Origin of the sequence: Pseudonocardia sp. EC080619-01, assembly GCF_001420995.1 — a bacterium.
Taxonomy (GTDB): Bacteria; Actinomycetota; Actinomycetes; order Mycobacteriales; family Pseudonocardiaceae; genus Pseudonocardia.
Window position 1 is genome coordinate 46,897 of record NZ_CP012185.1, and the last position, 19,807, is coordinate 66,703.

At 69.6% G+C, this 19,807-nt stretch carries 18 protein-coding genes and 1 pseudogene; 5 read left to right on the top strand and 14 right to left on the bottom strand.

Features of this window, described 5'->3' with window-relative positions; all coding sequences use genetic code 11:
* Positions 1–4: 4 nt before the first annotated feature.
* Complete coding sequence (locus AD017_RS28455) at positions 5–1,378, top strand: wax ester/triacylglycerol synthase family O-acyltransferase (RefSeq protein WP_060576704.1); 1,374 nt, start codon at positions 5–7, stop codon at positions 1,376–1,378.
* 27 nt (positions 1,379–1,405) lie between these two features.
* On the opposite strand, the gene AD017_RS28460 is transcribed toward AD017_RS28455, so the two are convergent.
* Together AD017_RS28460 and AD017_RS28465 are read right to left on the bottom strand one after the other, a co-directional pair.
* A complete protein-coding gene (locus tag AD017_RS28460) occupies positions 1,406–2,236 on the bottom strand; it encodes an alpha/beta fold hydrolase (protein ID WP_227012964.1) in 831 nt (276 codons plus the stop codon).
* A 59-nt stretch (positions 2,237–2,295) separates the two neighbouring features.
* Positions 2,296–3,051, bottom strand: coding sequence for an SDR family oxidoreductase (locus AD017_RS28465; RefSeq protein ID WP_060576705.1), 756 nt, complete (start codon positions 3,049–3,051; stop codon positions 2,296–2,298).
* Between the two features lie 180 nt (positions 3,052–3,231).
* Here AD017_RS28465 and AD017_RS28470 point away from each other — a divergent pair, with 180 nt between their 5' ends.
* Complete coding sequence (locus AD017_RS28470; RefSeq protein ID WP_060576706.1) at positions 3,232–3,981, top strand: alpha/beta fold hydrolase; 750 nt, start codon at positions 3,232–3,234, stop codon at positions 3,979–3,981.
* Between the two features lie 514 nt (positions 3,982–4,495).
* Here AD017_RS28470 and AD017_RS28475 read toward each other — a convergent pair.
* The 12 genes and pseudogenes from AD017_RS28475 to AD017_RS28525 form a co-directional block, all read right to left on the bottom strand.
* Positions 4,496–4,993 (bottom strand): flavin reductase family protein, encoded by a 498-nt coding sequence (locus AD017_RS28475; protein WP_060576707.1) that lies wholly within the window; start codon positions 4,991–4,993, stop codon positions 4,496–4,498.
* Positions 4,994–5,210: 217 nt separating this feature from the next.
* Complete coding sequence (locus AD017_RS28480) at positions 5,211–6,569, bottom strand: MFS transporter (protein ID WP_060576708.1); 1,359 nt, start codon at positions 6,567–6,569, stop codon at positions 5,211–5,213.
* Between the two features lie 151 nt (positions 6,570–6,720).
* Entirely contained in the window at positions 6,721–8,055 is a 1,335-nt protein-coding gene (locus AD017_RS28485) for an MFS transporter (RefSeq protein ID WP_168172356.1), read from the bottom strand.
* A gap of 66 nt (positions 8,056–8,121) precedes the next feature.
* Positions 8,122–9,666, bottom strand: coding sequence for an AMP-binding protein (locus tag AD017_RS28490; protein WP_060576710.1), 1,545 nt, complete (start codon positions 9,664–9,666; stop codon positions 8,122–8,124).
* A gap of 61 nt (positions 9,667–9,727) precedes the next feature.
* On the bottom strand, positions 9,728–10,543 hold the full coding sequence (locus tag AD017_RS28495; RefSeq protein WP_060576711.1) for an enoyl-CoA hydratase: 816 nt from the start codon (positions 10,541–10,543) through the stop codon (positions 9,728–9,730).
* Complete coding sequence (locus tag AD017_RS28500) at positions 10,540–11,712, bottom strand: acyl-CoA dehydrogenase family protein (protein ID WP_060576712.1); 1,173 nt, start codon at positions 11,710–11,712, stop codon at positions 10,540–10,542. Before AD017_RS28500 ends, AD017_RS28495 begins: the two co-directional genes overlap by 4 nt.
* Complete coding sequence (locus tag AD017_RS28505) at positions 11,709–12,902, bottom strand: acyl-CoA dehydrogenase family protein (RefSeq protein ID WP_060576713.1); 1,194 nt, start codon at positions 12,900–12,902, stop codon at positions 11,709–11,711. Before AD017_RS28505 ends, AD017_RS28500 begins: the two co-directional genes overlap by 4 nt.
* Positions 12,903–12,911: 9 nt before the next feature.
* A complete protein-coding gene (locus AD017_RS36645; RefSeq protein WP_227012981.1) occupies positions 12,912–13,139 on the bottom strand; it encodes a Zn-ribbon domain-containing OB-fold protein in 228 nt (75 codons plus the stop codon).
* Positions 13,140–13,160: 21 nt separating this feature from the next.
* Positions 13,161–13,301 (bottom strand): annotated as a pseudogene (locus tag AD017_RS37555) (zinc ribbon domain-containing protein); the annotation flags it as partial.
* A complete protein-coding gene (locus AD017_RS28515) occupies positions 13,298–14,467 on the bottom strand; it encodes a thiolase domain-containing protein (RefSeq protein WP_060576715.1) in 1,170 nt (389 codons plus the stop codon). The pseudogene AD017_RS37555 and the gene AD017_RS28515, both read right to left, overlap by 4 nt.
* Entirely contained in the window at positions 14,464–14,934 is a 471-nt protein-coding gene (locus AD017_RS28520) for a MaoC family dehydratase (protein ID WP_060576716.1), read from the bottom strand. Before AD017_RS28520 ends, AD017_RS28515 begins: the two co-directional genes overlap by 4 nt.
* Positions 14,931–15,842, bottom strand: coding sequence for an SDR family NAD(P)-dependent oxidoreductase (locus AD017_RS28525; protein ID WP_060576717.1), 912 nt, complete (start codon positions 15,840–15,842; stop codon positions 14,931–14,933). The genes AD017_RS28520 and AD017_RS28525 overlap by 4 nt, the downstream gene beginning before the upstream one ends.
* 319 nt (positions 15,843–16,161) lie before the next feature.
* On the opposite strand from AD017_RS28525, the gene AD017_RS28530 reads away from it, so the two are divergent.
* From AD017_RS28530 to AD017_RS28540, 3 genes are read left to right on the top strand one after another with little or no spacing between them, the layout of a single operon-like run.
* Positions 16,162–17,214, top strand: a complete 1,053-nt coding sequence (locus tag AD017_RS28530) for a hypothetical protein (protein WP_060576718.1) — start codon at positions 16,162–16,164, stop codon at positions 17,212–17,214.
* The gene (locus tag AD017_RS28535; RefSeq protein WP_060576719.1) at positions 17,211–18,245 is read left to right on the top strand and encodes a phosphotransferase family protein; all 1,035 of its coding nucleotides are present in this window, start codon (positions 17,211–17,213) and stop codon (positions 18,243–18,245) included. The genes AD017_RS28530 and AD017_RS28535 overlap by 4 nt, the downstream gene beginning before the upstream one ends.
* Positions 18,246–18,262: 17 nt before the next feature.
* Complete coding sequence (locus AD017_RS28540) at positions 18,263–19,807, top strand: long-chain fatty acid--CoA ligase (protein ID WP_060576720.1); 1,545 nt, start codon at positions 18,263–18,265, stop codon at positions 19,805–19,807.

The window sequence follows — 19,807 nt, forward strand, 5'->3', positions numbered from 1 at the left end:
CCGCATGCCACTCGTCCCCATCACCGACGCGATGTACCTCTGGGGCGAGTCCGGCACCGGACCCAGTCACGTGGTCGCCCTACAGATCTTCCAGACGCCCGACGACGCCGAGCCCGCACTGCTCGATGAACTCTACGACCGGATGACGGACGTCACCCAGCTCAAGCCAGCCTTCCGACGTCGGCCGCATCGCTCGGTGTGGACCGCCGGTCAGTTCGAATGGGCCCAGGACGACCACGTCGATCTCACCCTGCACGTACGGCGACGTGGACTGCCGCGGCCCGGCCGCATACGCGAGCTCCTGGAGTACGTGTCGGACTTCCACCAGACACCGCTCCCCCGCGATCGGCCGCTGTGGGAGGCCAGGCTGGTCGAGGGCCTCGACGACGGGCGCTTCGCGCTTCTGACGAAGATGCACCACTCACTGTTCGACGGCGTCAACATGGGACGTCACCTGCTCGGCGGCCTTTCCGCAGACCCGTCCGCGCGTGCATGCACCGCACCATGGATCACCACCGATGCCGAAACACCCCGTCCGACTCGCCGAAGCATCGGCCCGACACAGCTGATCACCGACACCATCAGCGCAGCAGGACGAATCACCCGTTCCGCGCCCGCGCTGGCGAGCGCGGGCGCGGACATGTTCGGCCCGGCCCGTGAGACCCCGGCGCCGTTCTCCGCACCACCATCGATGTTCAATGTCAGGGTCTCGGCCGCACGACGCTTCGCCGGCGACGCCTGGTCGAAACAACGACTTCGCGACGTAGCCGAACGTACCGGCACGACCAGCAACGATGTCGCCGTCGCCATGTGCTCGGGCGCACTGCGCACCTACCTGGTGGAACAGCAGGCCCTGCCCGATCGGTCACTCGTGGCCATGGTGCCGATCGCGTTCGATCCCTACAGCCGATCGGCCGGTGAAGGCAACGCCTGGGCGGCCGTGCTCTGCGACCTCGCGACCGACGAGCCGGACCCGGGCGCCCGACTCGACCGCATCCACGCCTCGACCAGCCGCAGCAAGACAATGATGTCACGCCTGGACCAGGTCTCCGCCACAGCCGTCAGCGCCCTCGCGATGGGTGGCGCGATCCTCAACGTCCTGCCCGGGGTGCCCGACCCCGTCAGGCCCCCGTTCAACTTGATCATCTCCAGCGTTCCCGCTGTCCCCGAACGGCTCTACCTCGACGGATGCGAGCTGACCGACAACTATCCGGTGTCGGTCGTCGTCGACGGCCAGGCGCTGAACATCACGATGGTCTCCTATGCCGCGGAGATCGCCTTCGGCATCAGCGGATGTCGGCGCTCGGTGCCCCACCTGCAGCGACTGCTCGTCCACCTCGACGACGCCTTGTCGGCACTCGAGTCCGTGCCTGCCTGATCCCACCCGGCACGAACCGCGACCTTCTCAACCGGTACCCAGGCAGTCGTCGGACCGGCCACGGGAGTCCACGCGCGCCGCATAGTCGAGGATCGTCCGGGCAACCAGCAGCGGGTCATCCGGCATCGGGACGTGGCCGACACCGGGTAACCGGGCGACGTCGGCACCGGGTACCGCGTCGATCATCGGCCGGCCGTAGCGCGCAAAGGGCAAGATCTTGTCCTTCGCCCCCCAGGCGAGCAGGACCGGGCACCCGGTGCGCAGCGGCGCGAACCCGCCGCTCGCCCGGGCTCCGCGGAGCAGGTCAGGCAGAACCGTGCACCCGATGAGGTCGTCGACGAACTCGCCCACCTCTGCGGGCGTCAGGCGCTCCGGATGCTCGGAGACACCGCGCAGCACGACGTCCCGCAACGGCCCCACCGCGAGAAGACGCCGGGCAGCCGGCCGAACCCCGATCGCCCCAGCGACCCTGAACAGCGCGAGGAGCCGCGCGAGGTCTCGGGGCCGTCGCCACGCACCGGCTGGCGACAGCGCCACCACACTCGTCGCGCGACCACGACGGGCCAGCTCCAACGCCACCCAGCCGCCGAGCGAGTTACCCGCGAGGTGCGCGGTCCCCATGCCGATCTCGTCCATCGCGGCCTCGACGTCGTCGACGATCGCGGGGACCACCCGCTCGGGGTCGACGGCAAGTGGGGTCCCACTCAGGTGCCCTGCCAACGTCGGGGCGAACACCCGGTGGCGGCGCTCCAGGATCGGCAGCAGCGGCCGCCAAGCCCGCCACGACGACGTCGCACCGTGCAGCAGTACCAGCGGGGTCCCGGTGCCACCGAAGTGGGACCGCTCGACCTGCGGCACGGACGGCGGCGCATCCCGGTTCCCTTCTGCACGCGGCTCCCCCCACCGCGACCGTCCCGTCATGCCCGGGGGCCGCCCGCCACGTAGATCGCCTGGCCGGAGACGAAACCGGACCGTTCGTCGACGAGATACGCGACCGTGTGCGCGACGTCCTCCGGCCGACCGGCTCGCGCCACAGGGATCGCCGCCGCGCGCTTCCCGACATAGTCGTCCCACTCCTCCCCCAGACGCTCGGCGGTCGCCCGCGTCATGTCACTGGCGATGAACCCGGGCGCCACGCAGTTGGCCGTGACGCCGAACCGACCGAGCTCGACCGCGAGGGTCTTCGTCAAGCCTTGAATACCCGCCTTCGCCGCCGAGTAGTTGGCCTGACCCCGATTCCCCAGCGCCGCCGTGGAGGACAGGTTCACGATCCGCCCCCAGCCGGCGTCGACCATGTGCCGCTGAACCGCTCGGGTCATGAGGAACGAGCCCCGCAGATGGACGCCGACGACTGAGTCCCAGTCGGACTCGGCCATCCTGAAGAGAAGGTTGTCGCGAGTGATCCCGGCGTTGTTGATGAGGACCGTCGGCGAGCCGAGCTCCGAACCGACCCGCTCGACCGCAGCGCCGACGGAGGACTCGTCGGAGACGTCGGCCCCGACGGCGAGGGCCGTGCCGCCCATCGCACGGATCGCGGCCACACTGTCTCCGCACAGACTCTCGTCGAGGTCGAGCACCGCGACGCGCAGACCGTCCTCCGCGAGCCGAAGTGCGGTCGCGGCTCCGAGCCCTCGCGCCGCCCCCGTCACCACGGCCACCCTCGCTTCGGTCATCGTGCGTCACTCCCACCGTCGTCGTGTGCGCGCATCCGGCCGTACGAACCCGCGCGGCTCCGGCGCGGTGGACGAACGTCACCCAGAGACCGTGCACCGTCCTCCTGATCGGACCTAGAATGTAATCTATATTAGATCTCTGGTCTGATCGAGTACAGCCGCCTCGCAAGGAGGACCGCAGTGACCATCGTCTTCGTTCACGGAGTCCCCGAGACCGCCGAGATCTGGGACGACGTCCGTGCCAGACTCGACCGGCACACCACTGCCGTGTCCCTCCCCGGATTCGCAGGACGCCGTTCCGGAGCGCAGACGCAGACCAAGGATGTGATGGTCGAGGCGGTGCTGGCCGAGATCGACCGATGCAGCGCTCCGGTCGATCTCGTCGGTCACGACTGGGGCACGGCCCTCGTCCTCCGGATCGCCACCGCCTATCCCGAACGCGTCCGAAGCTGGGTGGTCGACATCGCGGCGCTGGCCCATCCCGCCTACGTCTGGCACGACCTCGCACAGGTCTGGCAGTCCGGCGACGGCGAGAAGTGGATGCAAGACGTCCTCGACGACGGGAAAGCGCGGGGCGTGCCCCGGTTCTTCGAACAGCTGGGTGCGCTCGGCGTACCGGGATCGGAGGTCTCGGCCATGGCCTCGGCATTCGACGAGACCATGGCCAAGACCGTCCTCGACCTCTACCGGTCCGCCGTCCCGAACATCGACACCGACTGGCGGATCACCGGAGCCGGAGCCACCCCCCGGCCGGGCCTGGTGCTCCGGGCGACCGAGGACCCCTTCGACAACGACGAGCGAGCCCGCGAGGTCGCCGCGCTACTCGGCGCCGACGTGGCCGCTCTGCCGGGCTGCAGTCACTTCTGGATGAAGCAGGACCCCGGTCTCGCCGCCGAGGTCCTGGACGACTGGCTGATCGCGGACCCCTGACCGTTCACGGGGCCAGGCGACACCGCTCCGCTCGTCGGGCCGTGGGTCCTCCGCACACCGGACCGGGCGATGGGTAGCCCAGCGCCCGGAGCCGGTGAGCCACCCTGTCTCCGAGCCTTCTCACCAGCCGCGAAGGGCCGCCGCACGCGGTGAATCCGGGTCTCCCGGGTGACTCCGCCCGAGCTCGAAGACGACCTCGGTCAGCCACGGTCCGAACCTCCGGCACGCCCTACTGCCGGAAGGCCTGGTGGGTCTTGGCATCGAGGCTTCTGCAACATGGCCGCCGCCGGCCGCCGCGACCCGACACCCGTACGCGATCAACGTGAGCACCTCGGCGACGGCCGTTCTCGCGGCCCACCTGCAGGAACCCCATCGTCACACCGCACAGTCGAACGGCGGCCCTGATCGCACCCACCCGACCCCGAGGTCGTCCAGACCTCGGAGCGACGACGACGCGGGCTCGCGCACCTCGGACCTCTTCGTACCGCTAGTCCGCTGTAGGCGCCCGAGCTTCTCAAATTCCTACCAGCCGACGGAAGCGACTGCCGTGAAACACCAGCGGCTCCAGCGAAGGGTCGGAGCACAAGCGATGGATCCGCAGCAGTGCGATTGAATGATCGCCGGCCGGCACCTCGCCGTGCAGTGAGCAGTCGAGCCACGCCGTCGCCCCCGTGATCATGACAGCCCCGGCAGCGTCTCTCTGCCACTCGATCCCGGCAAACCTGTCTCCGCCTCTTCGCGACAGACTCACACACGCAGCGTCCTGCCCCTCGGTGAGGACACTGACCCCCAGCCGCGAGGCGCCACGCAGTCTCGGCCATGTCGTGGACGAATGCTGCACCGATACCGACACCAGCGGAGGATCCATCGATACCGAGGTGAACGAGCTGACGGCCATACCCACCGGCTCGCCGTCCACCATCGAGCAGACCGCGGCGACGCCGGACGGGAAGCATCCATAGGCCCGCCGCAGCTGATCGACCTCGCCGGTCAGCGCTTCGGATTCGAGCATGACGATCAGCCCTCCGGGTCGGGCCGCCTACCGGCGGCGACGGGAACAGACACACGCGGGGGTGCCGCGCAGCCGACCGACCACAGGGTCACCGGCGCTCGCCCAGCGCCGAGCCGCCCGCATCGAGACTGGGCAAGCGTGACTCGCCGTGCACCACCTCGAGCACGCCGCGTGCCGACAGCGGACGACGATCCGGATCGATACCTCCTGCTCGACGTCATGACCGGCCCATGGTGACGTCATCGACCGGCGCCGAGTCCGCGGACTTGGCCTCCCCCACCGCGGACCGAGCTCTCCCGGTGAGCACGAGGCCCATGAGGGCGACTACGCCGGCTCCGGCCAGGATGCACGCGAACGGGAGCAGGGTGTCGTAGTTCTCCCCGGCGATCGCGAGGGCGATCACCGGCAGCACCCCACCACCGATCAGTGAGGCACCGGCGTAGGCGATACCGATACCCAGGTAGCGCAAGCCGGTCGGCAGCGACGCCGCGACGAACGACGCAGCAGGCCCGGAGACAAGGGCGTACCCGGGTGCCGCCAACACGATTGCGACGAACAGCAGCACCGGCGAGCCGGTGCCGATCAATGCGACCACCGGGAACGCCGTGGCCGTGACGAGCACTCCCCCGATAATGATCACGAGCTCGGGGCGCACCCGGCCGCCAAGCCAGCCACCCCACAGGCTGATCGGCATCGCCAGCAGACTGAGCACGACCAGCGCGACCTGGAAGGTCGCGATATCGATGCCCTGGAGTCCCCCTGCGTTGACGACCGGCAACATCCCGGTCGACAGCGCGAACGTGATGGTCCCCGACGGGGTCGTCATCACCAGGCACGCAAGGACCAGGAGGCCACGCTTGAGCACTGACAGCGCCTCCACCGGGCGCCCAGTCCCCGCCTCGGTCTCGCGGCGGTGCCGCTCCTGCTCGAACTCGGGAGACTCCTCGAGCCGGCGGGCGATCAAGGCCACCACGATGAGGATGGCGCTGGCGACGAACGGGATCCGCCACCCCCATTCCCGAAACGCGTCCATTCCCATTCCCGCCGTCGTGGCCAGCACAGTGACGGTGGCAAGAGCGACGCCGCCCATGGACCCGACACTCGCGAACGTGCCGTACAGGAATCGCCTGTGGGGCGGCGCGTGCTCCAGTGCGATCGACGTCGCACCACCGAATTCTCCACCCAGCGCGATGCCCTGCACCAGACGCAGAGCGACAAGAATGATCGGAGCCATGACCCCGATGGTCTCCGCGGTCGGAATCAGACCGATACCCACAGTCGCCAGTCCGGCACCCAGAATGGACACGCGGAGCGCGGGCAGCCTCCCGTAGCGGTCACCGATCCACCCGAAGACGACCGCACCGAGTGGGCGGCCGACGTAGGCGACCGCCGCAGCGCCGATGGCTGCAAGCGTGCCGATCCAGGGTGCGATGTCCGGGAAGAACGCGTGGTTAAAGACCAGGGACGCCACCAACGCCGTCAAGATGAGATCGTAGGTCTCGACGACGGTGCCCGCCGCGGACGCAGTCAACAGCCGCCAGAACGACGGTCCGCTCTGCTCGGATGGGCTTTCCACAGCTCCTCCAAAATCGTAATCAATATCGTGTTCGGCCGCGCCAGTGGCGGGATCGTTTCGGGTTCGGGTCTGCCACCGACGTTGCGGCCCGCGGTCCGCGTCCGGCCGTCGCACCCCGCGACGCCGCCGTAACCGTCCGCGGACCGCTTCGTCAACCCGACGCCCGAGGCACCGGACCCCGGCTCGGCTCGGTGGGTGCCGCCTGGTCGACCGGTAGAGTCTCCTCGATCGGCTTCGGGAGCCACAGCAGGACGATCGCGGCGGTTGCAGAGAGCAGACACATCGCCGAGACATACACACCGACCGCGACAAGCGTTCCGTATTCGGTGATCAGCAGCTGCGAGACGATCGGAGCCACAGCGCTGCCGCCGAGCATTCCGAGCGTGTAAGCCAGCGACATCCCCGAGTAGCGGATACCGACTGGAAAGCGCTCCGCGATGAAGAACCCTGTGACCCCCTGCAGGACCGAATACGGGATGATCAGCAGCAGGTAACCGGCGAACAACGAGACCAGCGGGGGCATGCTCACCAGCCCCACCCACGGGAAGACCGCGACGAGCATTCCGATGCTTCCCACCACGAAGGTACGTGGCGCACCGAAACGGTCGGCCGCCTTGCCCGCTGCGAGGCTCATGGGGATGCTCAGCAGCATCGTGACCACGACGACGATCAGGGTGGCGGTGCGGGTCCGCCCGACCTCGGTCACCGAGTAAGTCAAGTTGGTGACGGTCAGCAGATACACGACCACACCCGCCGCGATCGACGACAGCGCGGCGAGGATCGTGACCACGGGGTACCGCCGCAGCACTGTGCTCAGCGGCGCGGACTCGCGTGCGCCCAGCTCCCGGATGCGCTGGAAGTCCGGGCTCTCATCGAGCCTGCTACGCAAGACGAACCCGACCACGATGAGCACGACGCTGACCAGGAACGGCAGCCGCCAACCCCACGCCATGAACGTCTCCCCCGGCAGCAACGTGGCCAGCAAGAACGCACCGTTCGCCAGCGCGAGACCGATCGGAGCACCGAGTCCGACCACGCTGGCGAAGAAGCCACGCCGGCCGGGCGGCGCATGCTCGACCGTCATGAGGATCGCACCGCCGTACTCACCTCCGATCGAGAAGCCCTGCAACATGCGCGCGAGGACCAGCAACAGCGGGGCCGCGATGCCGATCGACTCGTAACTCGGCAGCAACCCGATGAGCAGTGTCGACCCGCCCATCGTGACCAGGGTCATCACGAGCATCGGCTTGCGGCCGATCCGGTCTCCCAGATGGCCGACGACGATCGCGCCGATCGGCCGGATCAGGTAGGCGGCCGCGAACGTGCCGAGCGACAGAAGCGTCGCGACCGCCGGGTCACCGACCGGGAAGAAGACCGTGGGGAACACCAGCGCGGCCGCCAGGCCGTAGATGATGAAGTCGTAGTACTCGATCGTATTACCTGCGAGCGCCGAGGCTGCCGCGCGATTGGACTGCCGTGGGGACAACATTGACTCCAGAACGGCCAGGACCAGCCGAAACGCCGTCGGCGGTCGAGGGGAATGTGTACGTGCTCAGATCGCGCGAAGCCGATCGACCCAGTACGGATCACGAAGCTTGCGCTTGAAGATCTTGCCGGTCTCCTCGCGCGGGAGCTGCTCGTGGAAGGTGACCACCCGCGGAACCTTGTACCTGCTCAACCGGCGGGCGGCGTAGTCCTGGACGTCCTTCTCCGATGCGTCCCCACCGGGAACGAGTTGCACCGCGGCGACGATCGCCTCGCCGAAATCCGGGTCCGGGATGCCGAACACCGCGCAGTCCAGGATGCGATCCATGCTCATCAGCGCCGCTTCAATCTCGGCCGGGTAGATGTTCACACCGCCCGAAATGATCATGTCTCGTTTGCGGTCGGTGAGGTACAGATAGCCGTCCTCGTCGACATAACCCATGTCGCCGAGGGTGAGCAGCTCGCCCCTGGCGACCTCGCGCCGTTGATCCTCACGGCCCACATAAGTGAAGTCGCCGTAGGACGCATTGCGGGCGTAGACCTCGCCGACCTCGCCCGGCGGCAGAGCCTGCCCGTCCGGTCCGACGATCTCGAATCGGAGGCCGGGCAGCGGCCTGCCGGCAGTACCCGGGTGTGCCAGCCATTCGTCGGAGCGGCAGAAGAACGCACAGCCCATCTCTGTGCCGCCGTACACTTCGTTGACCACCGGCCCCCACCAGTCGATCATCTTTCGCTTGACTTCCGGCGGACACGGTCCCCCTGTGTGGGTGACCGATCGCAACGACGACACGTCGTATCGGGCCCTCGTCTCGGCCGGCAACCTCAGCAGTCGCACGAACATCGTCGGGACGAGCACGATGTCGGTGATCTTGTACTGGTCGATCGCGGCCAGGACGTTCTCGGGGTCGAATCGGGACTGCAGCACCAGGATGTCGGCGTCGGCCAACGCGCGGCGGGCGTTCCCATCGGGCGAGGAGTGATACAGCGGGCCGAGGACCAGTGCACGCGTGCCCTCGGTCATCCCGAAGATCATTCCCTGGGTGTCGAGGAATCGCTGCAGCAGCTCGCCCTCCATGGGGTACTTGAAGACGCCCTTCGGGCGTCCGGTCGTCCCCGAGGTGTAGATGATCGCGCCGAGGCTCCCCTGGAAGCGGCCCTCACGGGGTGCGAAGTCCTCGATCGCCTCCGACCAGAGCCGGGACCGCGGGATCTCCGCGAGTGCCCGCGCCGCCTCGGGGCACTCCGCCGCCTCTCGCCCCTCCAACGGAACGACGAAGACCGGCACGTCCGGAAGCACCGACGCCGCGTTTAGCAGCAGGTCGGCGTGCCCGACGAGCAGCTTCGGTGCACTGTCCCCCACGACGTACTCGAGCTCCTCCGGGGTGTTGTGCCAGTTCAGCGGCACACTGAACGCGCCGCACAGCGACGCCCCGACGGACGCTTCCAGGATCGCGAAGTCGTTGCGCAGCAGCAGGGCGAAGGTCTCGCCGGGCCCGACACCCCATGTCTCCAGCGCGGTCGCCGCTCGCGCACCGCGCTCGAGTACCAGGGATCGGGACCGGCTGCGGGCGTCGATCACGACCAGGTCGGTCTGGATCTCGGGTGGCGTCATTGCCGTCCTCGTGGGTCGGCGCCGGCCTCCGGCCGGCGCAGGTGAGCCTTCGGATGGGCGGTCAGCGACCGCGGAAACGCGGGGAGCGCCGCTCACGGAACGCGGCGATCCCTTCCAGGTGGTCGTCGGAGCGGCTCAGTACCGCAGACGCGTCGTGCTCACGTTCCATCGCGTCCGCGAGCAGACCGCGCAGAGCGTCGTCGACGGCGCGTTTGGTGGCGGCGAAGGCGAGCGGCGGGCCCTCCGCGAGACGGGCCACGAGGCGTGACACCTCCGCATCGAACGCGTCCGCCCCGGCCACTCGGTTGATCAGGCCCCAGTCGAGGGCCGTGGCCGCCGCGACCCGTTCACCCAGCAACGACATCTCCAACGCCCGCACCCGCCCGACCGCGGCCGGCAGCAGGGCCGTGAGACCCCCGTCGGGCATCAGACCCACGTTGCGGAAGGCGAGCAGGAAATAGGCCGACTCGTGCGCGACGATCACGTCGCAGGCCAGCGCGAACGCGACGCCCACCCCGACTGCCGGTCCATTGACCCCCGCGAGCACCGGAGTCCCGCTGTGGCGCAGTGCCCGGACGACCCGCTGGGCCGCTTCCAGGGTGCCCGTCCGCCCCGTGGCGTGGGTCGAGTCGGGGGCGAAGTCCGCTCCGGCGCAGAAGGCGCGCCCGGTGCCGGTGAGGACGACCACCCGCACCCCCGGGTCGGCGTCAGCGGCCTCCACCGCGTCGCACAGTGCGTCCAGCGTCGGCGCCGTGACGGCGTTGAGCCGATCGGGCCGCGCCAGCCTGAGCGTCCGCACACCGCCGGCGGTGTCGACCTCGATCCCGCTCTCGGTCCCGCTCTCGTCGTCTGTCCGCGCGGTCGTGTTCGTCCTCATCGTGTCTCCTCCAACCGCGCCGCGGCCACGATCTCGGCCGCGTCGTCGGGATCGCCGAACAGCAGCGCGGACGCCTCGGCCCGCTTGAAGTACAGGTGCACGTCCGACTCCCAGGTGAACCCGATTCCGCCGTGCACCTGAACGGTGTCGGCGGCGACTCGACATGCCGCATCGGAGCACCAGACCCGGGCCATCGCGGCACCGACGGTCCGCTCGGGCAGCAGCTCGTCGATCGCCCGCTCCGCATAGAGGACCACCGACCGGGCTGCCTCGACGGTCAGGTACATGTCTGCGCACAGGTGCTTCACCGCCTGGAAACGCCCGATGGGGCCACCGAACTGCTGCCGGGTCGTCGCGTAGTCCACGCTGAGCTCCAGGCAGCGGGACGCGACGCCGAGCTGCTCGGCCGCGACGGCCACCCAGGCGCGGTCGCGCAGCTCGCGCACGGCGGTGTCCACGCGACGGCCGCCGATCCGAGTACCCGCCGCCTCGCGCAGCTCGACCCGTGCGAGGCCGCGTGTCTGGTCCAATCCCGGCTGAGGCGTCACTGTGACACCCGGGCCCATGGTCGGGACGGCGAACAGCGCCGGTCCGTCCGTTGTCCCGGCCACGACCAGCAGCAGGTCGGCGGCCGAGGCGTCGACAACGTGCGACGCCACCCCGCCAAGTGTCCACCCACCCGTGCCGTCCGCCCGGGCTGTGAGGTCGCCACCACCGGCGCTCCACTCGCCGGTCCCGCTGGTGACCACGGGTACGGCCAGCGTGTCGCCAGCCAGGATCGCGGGCAGATGCGCGGCGCAGGCCGCCTCGTCGCCGACCTCGAGCAGCAGCGCGGGCGCCAGGACCGAGGCGGCGAGGTAGGGGCCGCCGTAGAGCGCGCGTCCGGCCTCCTCCAACACGACGGTCTCCTCGGCCAGTCCACGACCGGCGCCACCCCAGAGCTCGGGAACCGCCAGCCCCACCAGCCCGAGCCCTCGGGTGATCTCCTTCCAGACAGTCTGGTCGACGGTCCCGTCACCGGCCATCAGCGTGCGGACCCGAGTGAGATCGGCCCGTTCGGCCAGGAAGCGGCGCACGACGGCCCGCAGGTCAGCCTGCTCCTCGGTCTCCCGCAGCGCCGCCGCGGTGGTCAGCGGTGGGGTGTCCCACCGGTCCGCGGTCGGTGTCATCTCGGCAGCCCCAGGACTCGTTCGGCGATGATGTTGCGCTGGATCTCGGAGGTGCCTGCGAAGATCGTGCCCGCCCGGGCAGCCAGGAAGGAGTCCTGGACCTCGCTGGTCGCATAGCCGGCTCCGGCGGGCCGGACGGCCGCGGAAGCCCCCGCGACGCGCATCTCGACCTCGGTCGCGCGACGGTGGTATTCGCTCCAGAACAGCTTGGTGGCCGAGACCATCGCTGCCGATCCGTCGGGATCCTCCAGCAGTCGGCGCGCGAACAGGCGGATGATCCCGGCGTCGGTGTAGGTCCGACCGAGTTCGCGGCGGACCCTAGGGTCGTCGGAGCGTCCGGCGGCGACCGCCGTCCCCACCAGTCGCTCGTGCTCGTAGAGGAACTCGAGCGACCCGGTGGGCAGGTTGAAGTCCCGCTCGAAGCCCAGCGTGGTCATGGTGACCGACCAGCCCTCGCCCAGGCCGCCGATCACGTTGACCAGCGGAGTGCGGGACTCGGTGAGGAACTCCTCGGCGAAGTCCACGCCGCCGGTCAACTGCGTGATCGGCCGCATCTCGATGCCGTTGTCCGGGCCGAAGGGCATCACGGCGAAGGTCAGGCCCTTGTGCCTCGGCGCGTCCGGATCGGTGCGGCACAACAGGAACATCATGTTCGCCTCCGCCGCACCGGAGGTCCAGACCTTCTGCCCGGTGATCACCAGCTCGTCACCGTCAACGCGGCCGCGGGTTCGCAGCCCTGCGAGGTCGGAGCCGGCCTCGGGCTCGGAGAAGCCCTGGCAGTATCGAGCCTCGCCGCTGATGATCGGCGGCAGGAGCCGGTTCTGCTGCTCCTCGGTGCCGCGCGCGACGATCGTCGGGCCGACGAGGAACTCCCCCATGCCACGGTCGATGCGGGGCACCTCGGCCCGGTGTAGCTCCTCTTCGAAGATCGCCTTGTGCGGTCGGGTCCAGCCCCGGCCACCGACGTGCTCGGGCCAGGCCGGGCACACCAGGCCCGCGTCCAGGCAGCGGGACTCCCACTCGCGGTGGACTGGGTGCTCGCGGGCGGCACGGTTGTGGTCGATCCAGTTACCCGCGATCTCCCGTGAACGCCAGTCGAACAGGCCCGCGAGCTCGGCCGGTGCGTGGTCCTCGATCCAGGTCCGCATCTCGGTGCGGAACTCAGCGGCCTCATCACCTCGATAGTCCATGGCCGACAGTCACCTCCGGACAGGGACGAACTGGGGTGCGCCGGCCACCTCGTCCTCACGGAAAACGACCGTCACCGGCATGCCGATCTCCACATCGGCGGGCTCGACGTCGGTCAGCCGGGTCAGCAGCGTCGGTCCCTCCGCCAGTTCGACGAAGGCCGGAACCAGCGGTCGTTCCGCCCGACTGGTCCGCGACACCGTCCAGCTCAGCACCCGACCGTGGCCGGAGACCTCCACCAGCGTGGTGTCGGTGGCCCCGCACCGCGGACAGATCGGCCGCGGATAGTGGTGCAGCTGGGCGCAGGCGCCACAGCGCCCGACGACGAGCGCGCCGGACTCTGACCGCCAGAGAGGGTCCGTGGAGTCGGTCTCGGGGATTGCCGTCGTCACCGGTCTCACACCCTCTCCAACACGACGGTCGCGCTGGTGTGCCGGGTGCTGAGGTAACCACCGGTGCCGTGTGCGAGGGCGACCGTGCAGTCCGGGACCTGCACGGCGGGATGTGCCTCGCCGCGCAGCTGCCTGACGGCCTCGATCATCTTCGTCATCCCACCCCGGTTGCCGGGGTGGTTGTTGCACAGCCCGCCGCCGTCGGTGTTGACCGGCAGCGTTCCGACACCGGAGATGAGGTTGCCGTCCGCCACGAAAGCACCACCCTTACCCTTCTCGCAGAAGCCGAGGTCCTCGAGCTGCACGACCACGGTGATGGTGAAGCTGTCGTAGACCGAGGCGTACTGGACGTCCGCCGGATGCAGGCGCGCCTCGGCAAACGCGGCCGCGCCCGACCGCACCCCCGCGGAGGTGACCGGGTCGACCCGACCGCCGTCGAGGTTCTTCGTGGCCACGCCGGCGCCACGGACGGTGACCAACGGCCGGTCCAGCGACCGGGCGATCTCCGGGCGGGCCAAGACGAGCGCGCCGCCGCCGTCGCTGACCACGCAGCAGTCCAGCCGGTGCAGCGGATCCGCGATCATCGGCGAGCCGAGCACGTCGTCGACCGTCACCACGTCGCGCAGCATGGCGTTCGGGTTGTGCCGGGCATGGTGGGAGGCGGCCACCTTGACCCAGGCGAGCTGTTCGGGGGTGGTACCGAACTCGTGCATGTGTCGCATCGCCGACAGGGCGTAGGCCTCGACCGTGCCGAGGCCGTACGGCAGCTCGTAGGGCACCTCCGGCGACTGCGGATCGGTGAGGTAGGCGCCTTCTCCTCCGACGAACGCTTTGGTGCGCGGCTTGCCTGCCAGAGTCACCAACGCGACGTCACAGCGACCGTCGGCGATCGCCCGCGAGGCCTCGGCGGCGGCCAGGATGTAGGACGAGCCGCCCGTGTCCAAGGTCGCGACATGGCGTGGGCGGATGCCGAAGTACTCGGCCATTGAGGCGGGCCCCAGGCCTGGGCTGTCCCCAGAGGTGAACAGCCCGTCTACGTCGCCGAAACCAAGACCCGCGTCCTGCAGGGCACCCGCAGCGACCTCCGCGTGCAGCCGCGCGATGGTGTGGTCCGGCGCCTTCCGCAGCGGATGCTCGTAGGCGCCGACGATGAAGGCCGACGGTGCGGGGGTCACGTGCCCGCCCCGTCGAAGTAGAGGAACACGATCTCGGCGACGAGCGCGGGCCTGGTCGCACCCTCGATCTCGACCGTGACCTCAGAGGTGACCCGCAGGCCACCCTTCGAATGCTCGGCAGAGCGCACGACCTCGCGCGAGCGGACCCGGGCCCCCGCCGGCACGGGGTTCAGGAAGCGCAGGCGATTGGCGCCGACGTTGACGATCCGGCCGGCGCCAACCGTGTACACCGTCGGCTGGAGGGTGCCCAGCAGCGACAGAGTCAACATGCCGTGGGCGATCGTCGTACCGCCTGGTGCCTCCCGGGCCGCGCGCTCGACGTCGACGTGGATCCACTGCCGATCCCCGGTGGCATCGGCGAACCGGTCGATGACGTCCTGGCTGACGGTGAACCAGTCGCCCGGCCCGAGCTCCTCGCCCTCGGTCGCCGCGAGCTTCGCTGCGCTCTCGAACCGGCGCGAGCTCAATCCTCCCACCGGCCGATCGCGCGCAGGCGCTGCTCGGTGCGGCCCTCGATCCCCGGCTGTGTCGGGGTGGCCGTCGACAGATCGGCGATCTCCTCGTACCGGTCCGCGATCATCTCGGGCGTCAGGGGCCGGGCCGGATCGAACTGCACACCGTCGGTCTCGAACAGATGCACCCGGGAGTACCCGCCCGCCATGGTCTGCACGATCTGTCCGCTGGTGCTGCACTCCTCGCTGACCAGATAGGCCACGCCGGGCGAGACGAGCTCGGCGGTGAGGTAGCGGTCCAACGCCGGCGGGTTGAGACCAGCGGTCATGCGGGTGGCGGCTCCCGGCGAGATCGCGTTGATCAGCACGTTGTTGCGGGCGCCCTCGATCGCCAGGCTGTTCATCAGTCCGACCATGCCCAGCTTCGCGGTGCCATAGGCGCTCTGTCCGAGGTTGCCGTTCGTTCCCGCGATGGACGTGGTCACGACGATCCGTCCGTACTTGGCCTCGTTCATGTGCGGCCACGCGGCGTGGGTGCAGTAGACCGTGCCCAGAAGGTGGACGCCCAGGACGGTCGTGAAGTCCTCGAGCGGCTGCTTCTTGAACGTGCGGTCCCGGAGGATCCCGGCGTTGTTCACCAGGATGTCGATCTTGCCGAAGTGGTCGAGGGCCGTCTGCACGATCTGTCGGGCCCCGACCGGGTCAGCGACACTGTCGTGATTGGCCACGGCCTCGCCGCCCGCCTTCTCGATCTCGGCGACGACCAGGTCGGCCGCAGTCGCATCCGCACCCTCGCCCGCGACCGCTCCTCCGAGGTCGTTGACCACGACCCGAGCCCCGCGGGACGCGAGGAGTAACGCATGCGAGCGGCCCAGACCGCCACCCGCGCCCGTGACGACTGCCACACGACCGGCGAAATCCATTCCGAACTTCCTCTCTGAAGTACCCGGCCGCGCCGCTCGCAGCGGCGACCCCGGCACGACCAAGACCCCAGTCGACCGACCGAGCGGACGACATCTTCGACGGATCGACCCTCACACCCGGCGGCGCCCAGTCAGGGGGACAGTGCGTTTACTGAGGCCGCTGGGGTCGAGAGGAATGAAAGCAGGCCGGGACAACCCAGTCAACCGACTGGTCGGACGAGCGTTCCCCGTCGCCACTTTCTACGTGACATCGCACCCCAGTCGGGCTTAATCTAGTTCTGGTTAAAGCACTTCACGGCTCGCGACGAAGGGAGCACGGATGCGACGAAAGCTGACGACCAGGGACGGCGACGCGCTCACCCGGACCCGGGATGCTGCCGTCGGCCCCGGTTGGTTCGACCGCTTCTACGTCAATGCGCACGCAGACACGGCCGCGCCCTTCGTGATGCTCGGTGCCGGCGTCTATCCGGCCGAGGGTCTCGTCGACGGCTACGCCTCAATCGTCACCGAGACCGAGCAGATCAACCTGCGGGTCTCGAGTGCCGCCGACCCAGCGGATCTGCCGAACGCCGTGGGCCCGCTGTCCTGGGAGACCGTCGAACCGCTCCGATCCTGGCGAATCCGATTGGGAGACAACCCGTCCGGAATGACCGCCGACCTCACCTGGACTGCTCGGACCGCACCGTGGGAGTGCGCGGAGGTGGTTCTGCCCGGCGGCGACGGCTCCTTGCTGGCCTTCGACCACGCCTTCCAGTCCGGCACCCATGAGGGTTGGGTGGAGGTCGACGGGACCCGCCACGAGGTGCGCGGCTGGACCGGGCAGCGGGACCGCTCTCGCGGTCGTAGACCGGCAACTGCCGGTCAGGGGGTGCACCTCTGGGTGCAAGCGCAGTTCCCAGACGAGTGTGTGGCCTTCATGTACGACCTCGACCGCTCCAACCAACCCACCCTGCTCGACGGCGCCGTGCTCGGCACTGACGGCGGAGTGGACCCGATCGTGGCCGTAGGGCACGACCTGGGGTTCGACACCGACCTCGAAGCCCGCCCCGCACGCCTGGACCTTCGTACCGAGCGGGGCAGACGGCTCGGGCTACGAGTGGACCCCACGGTGCGTCGCGGAGGCTTCCTGGCCGCAGCAGGCTACGGCTCGTTCCACGGACGCGACCACGGCCCGTCTCACCTCGAGCACGACCGCTGGGACCTCCACGCCGCTGACCGGGTGCCGCGCGCACTGGGCTACCCGCTGACCGACCGGCTCGCCAAGTTCGTGTGCGAGGAGGACGGGACCTCGCGGACCGGCTCTGGCGTCTACGAGTTCGCCCACACCCGCAGCCCCGCCTACCGCTACGAGCCGGCCGCGGTGTCGGGATGACCGCACGGCCCCACCCGCCCGTCACCGAGCGCCGCTCGGTCGACCCCTCCGTCCTCCGCGCGTGGCTGGGAGCACGCTCGGTCTCTCTCGGTCCCGCGCCCGCAACCGGCTGGTCCGCCGAGACGATCGTGTTCGAAGCGGACGGCAGGCGGCTCGTGCTGCGGGCGGCCCCACACACGGCGGGGATGTTCGCCGAGCACGACCTGAGCACCCAGGTGCGCTGCCTGCACCACGTTCGCGCGCACGGGCTGCCCGCCCCAGAAGTCGTCGCCGTTGACTTGGACGGCGACCACCTGGGCCGGCCCGCGTACGTGATGGCCCACGTCGCCGGACGGGTCCCCCCTGACGGTCGACCCCCCTTCACCCGTGCCGGCTTCCTCCACGACGCGACCCACGCTCAGCAGCGCACCTTCGGCGACGACCTGGTGGACCGCATCGCCGCGATCCACCGGCTGCCCGCGCTGGAGCTGCCCATCGGCCCGACTCCGGCCGATCACCTCGATTGGCTCGCCGACCGGGAGGCGGAGGCGGCGCACACGGGCGGCGCGACCAGGTCCGCTGTGGCGGACGCCGCGGCCGAGGCGACGACCGTGCTGCGCGACACCACGCCCCCGCCAACGGGCGCTCCCGCCATCCTCTGGGGAGATGCGCGCCCGTCGAACACGATCGTCGGGGCGGACTTCCGGGTCGTCGCGCTGCTGGACTGGGAGCTCGCCGGCTGGGGAGCCCCGGAGTTCGACGTGGCCTGGCTCAACGAGATGAACCGGATGCGTGCGGCGAAGGTGCTCGACCCGGTGCTCCCCGGCCTCCCCACCGAGCAGGACGTCTGGGACCGCTGGGCGACCGCCGTAGGCAGGGCTCCACGGTCGGTCGCCTGGCACCGGCTCTACGCGGCGCATCGCATCGCAGTGCTGATGGACCTGCACCTGTCCGAGCGGGTACGCCACGGCGAACTCCCCGCCGACGCCCCGGTCCGTTCGGACAACCGTGCGCGGCGCCGAGTCGCCGCGCTCCTGGCCGAGATCGTCTGAGTCACCAGGAGAACCCGATGAGACTCACCCAGGGCCTGCAGCGCGCCGTCCAGTTCCGACCCCGGCAGACGGCCACGGTGTTTCGCGGACGGACGCGCACCTGGTCGGAGTTCGGACAGCGCGTACGGCGCGGCGCCGGAGCACTGCGCGAGCGCGCGGTGTCCGCAGGTGATCGTGTCGTCGTGATCGCGGCGAACAGCGACGACTACGCGGAGCTGCTCTACGCCGTCGCGTGGGCCGGCGGAGTAGGGGTCCCGCTGAACACCCGATGGTCGGTGCGCGAGCTCGCGGATGCCGTCGCCGACAGCAGGCCGCGGGTGATCGCCGTCGACGAGTCGTTCGCCGACATCGTGGCGGAGCTTGTGGTGGGACTCGCCGAGGCGCCCGCCGTGCTCGGTCTCGGTCTCGCAGAGGTCGGCGAATCCTGGTCGGCCGCAGTCGAGTCGGGCACCGGCTGCTCGGAGTCCGAGCGATCCGACGACGACCTCGCATTGATCTGCTACACCGGCGGCACCACCGGCTCCGCCAAGGGCGTGATGCTGTCGCACCGCAACCTCGTGTCCTGCTCGCTCATGTGGATCTCGACGTTGCGTTTCGACGAACAGACGCGCTACCTACACTCCCCCGGCTTCTTCCACATGGCCGGTGCGGCGCCGCTGTTCGCGCTGACCCTCGCCGCCGGTACGCACGTCATCGTGCCGAAGTTCGACGCTGCCGATGTCCTGAACACCATCGAGACCGAGCGGGTGAACTACTGCCTCTTCGTCCCGACGATGATCACGATGCTGATGAATCACGAGGACTTCGCCCACCGTGACCTCTCCAGCGTGCGAGACATCGAGTACGGCGCCTCCCCGATGCCCGAGGCCTTGCTTCGACGGGTGATGCACGAGCTACCCGAGTGGCGACTCGTACAAGGCTACGGCTGCACCGAGGCAACCGCGCTGGTCACCGCGCTGCCCCAGCGGTACCACGTGCTCGACGGGCCGTGGTCGGGCAAGCTGCAGACCGCCGGCCGGGCGGCCGCAGGGGTCGAGGTGCGCATCGTCGACCCCGACGGCATCGAACTACCTCGAGGCGAGGTCGGCGAGATCGCCGTCCGTGGCCCCGTGGTGATGCTCGGCTACTGGGACAAGCCCGCGGAGACCACCGCAGCACTGCGGGCGGGCTGGCTACACACCGGCGACGGCGCGCGAATGGACGACGAGGGCTTCGTGACGATCGTCGACCGGCTGAAGGACATGATCGTCAGCGGTGGCGAGAACATCTACTCCGGCGAGGTCGAGCAGGCGATCCACACCGACACCCGCGTGGCGGAGTGCGCCGTCATCGGCATCCCGGACGAACACTGGGGCGAAGCGGTGCACGCCGTCGTCGTGCCGCGGACCGGGGCGGACCTGACCGGGAACGAGGTGATCGCGCACTGCCACACACTGATCGCCGGATACAAGTGCCCCCGATCAGTCGAGATCCGCGCCGAACCACTACCTCTCACCGGTGCCGGGAAAATCATGAAACCGGCACTGCGCGCCCCCTTCTGGACAACGAGTGCCACGCGCTGA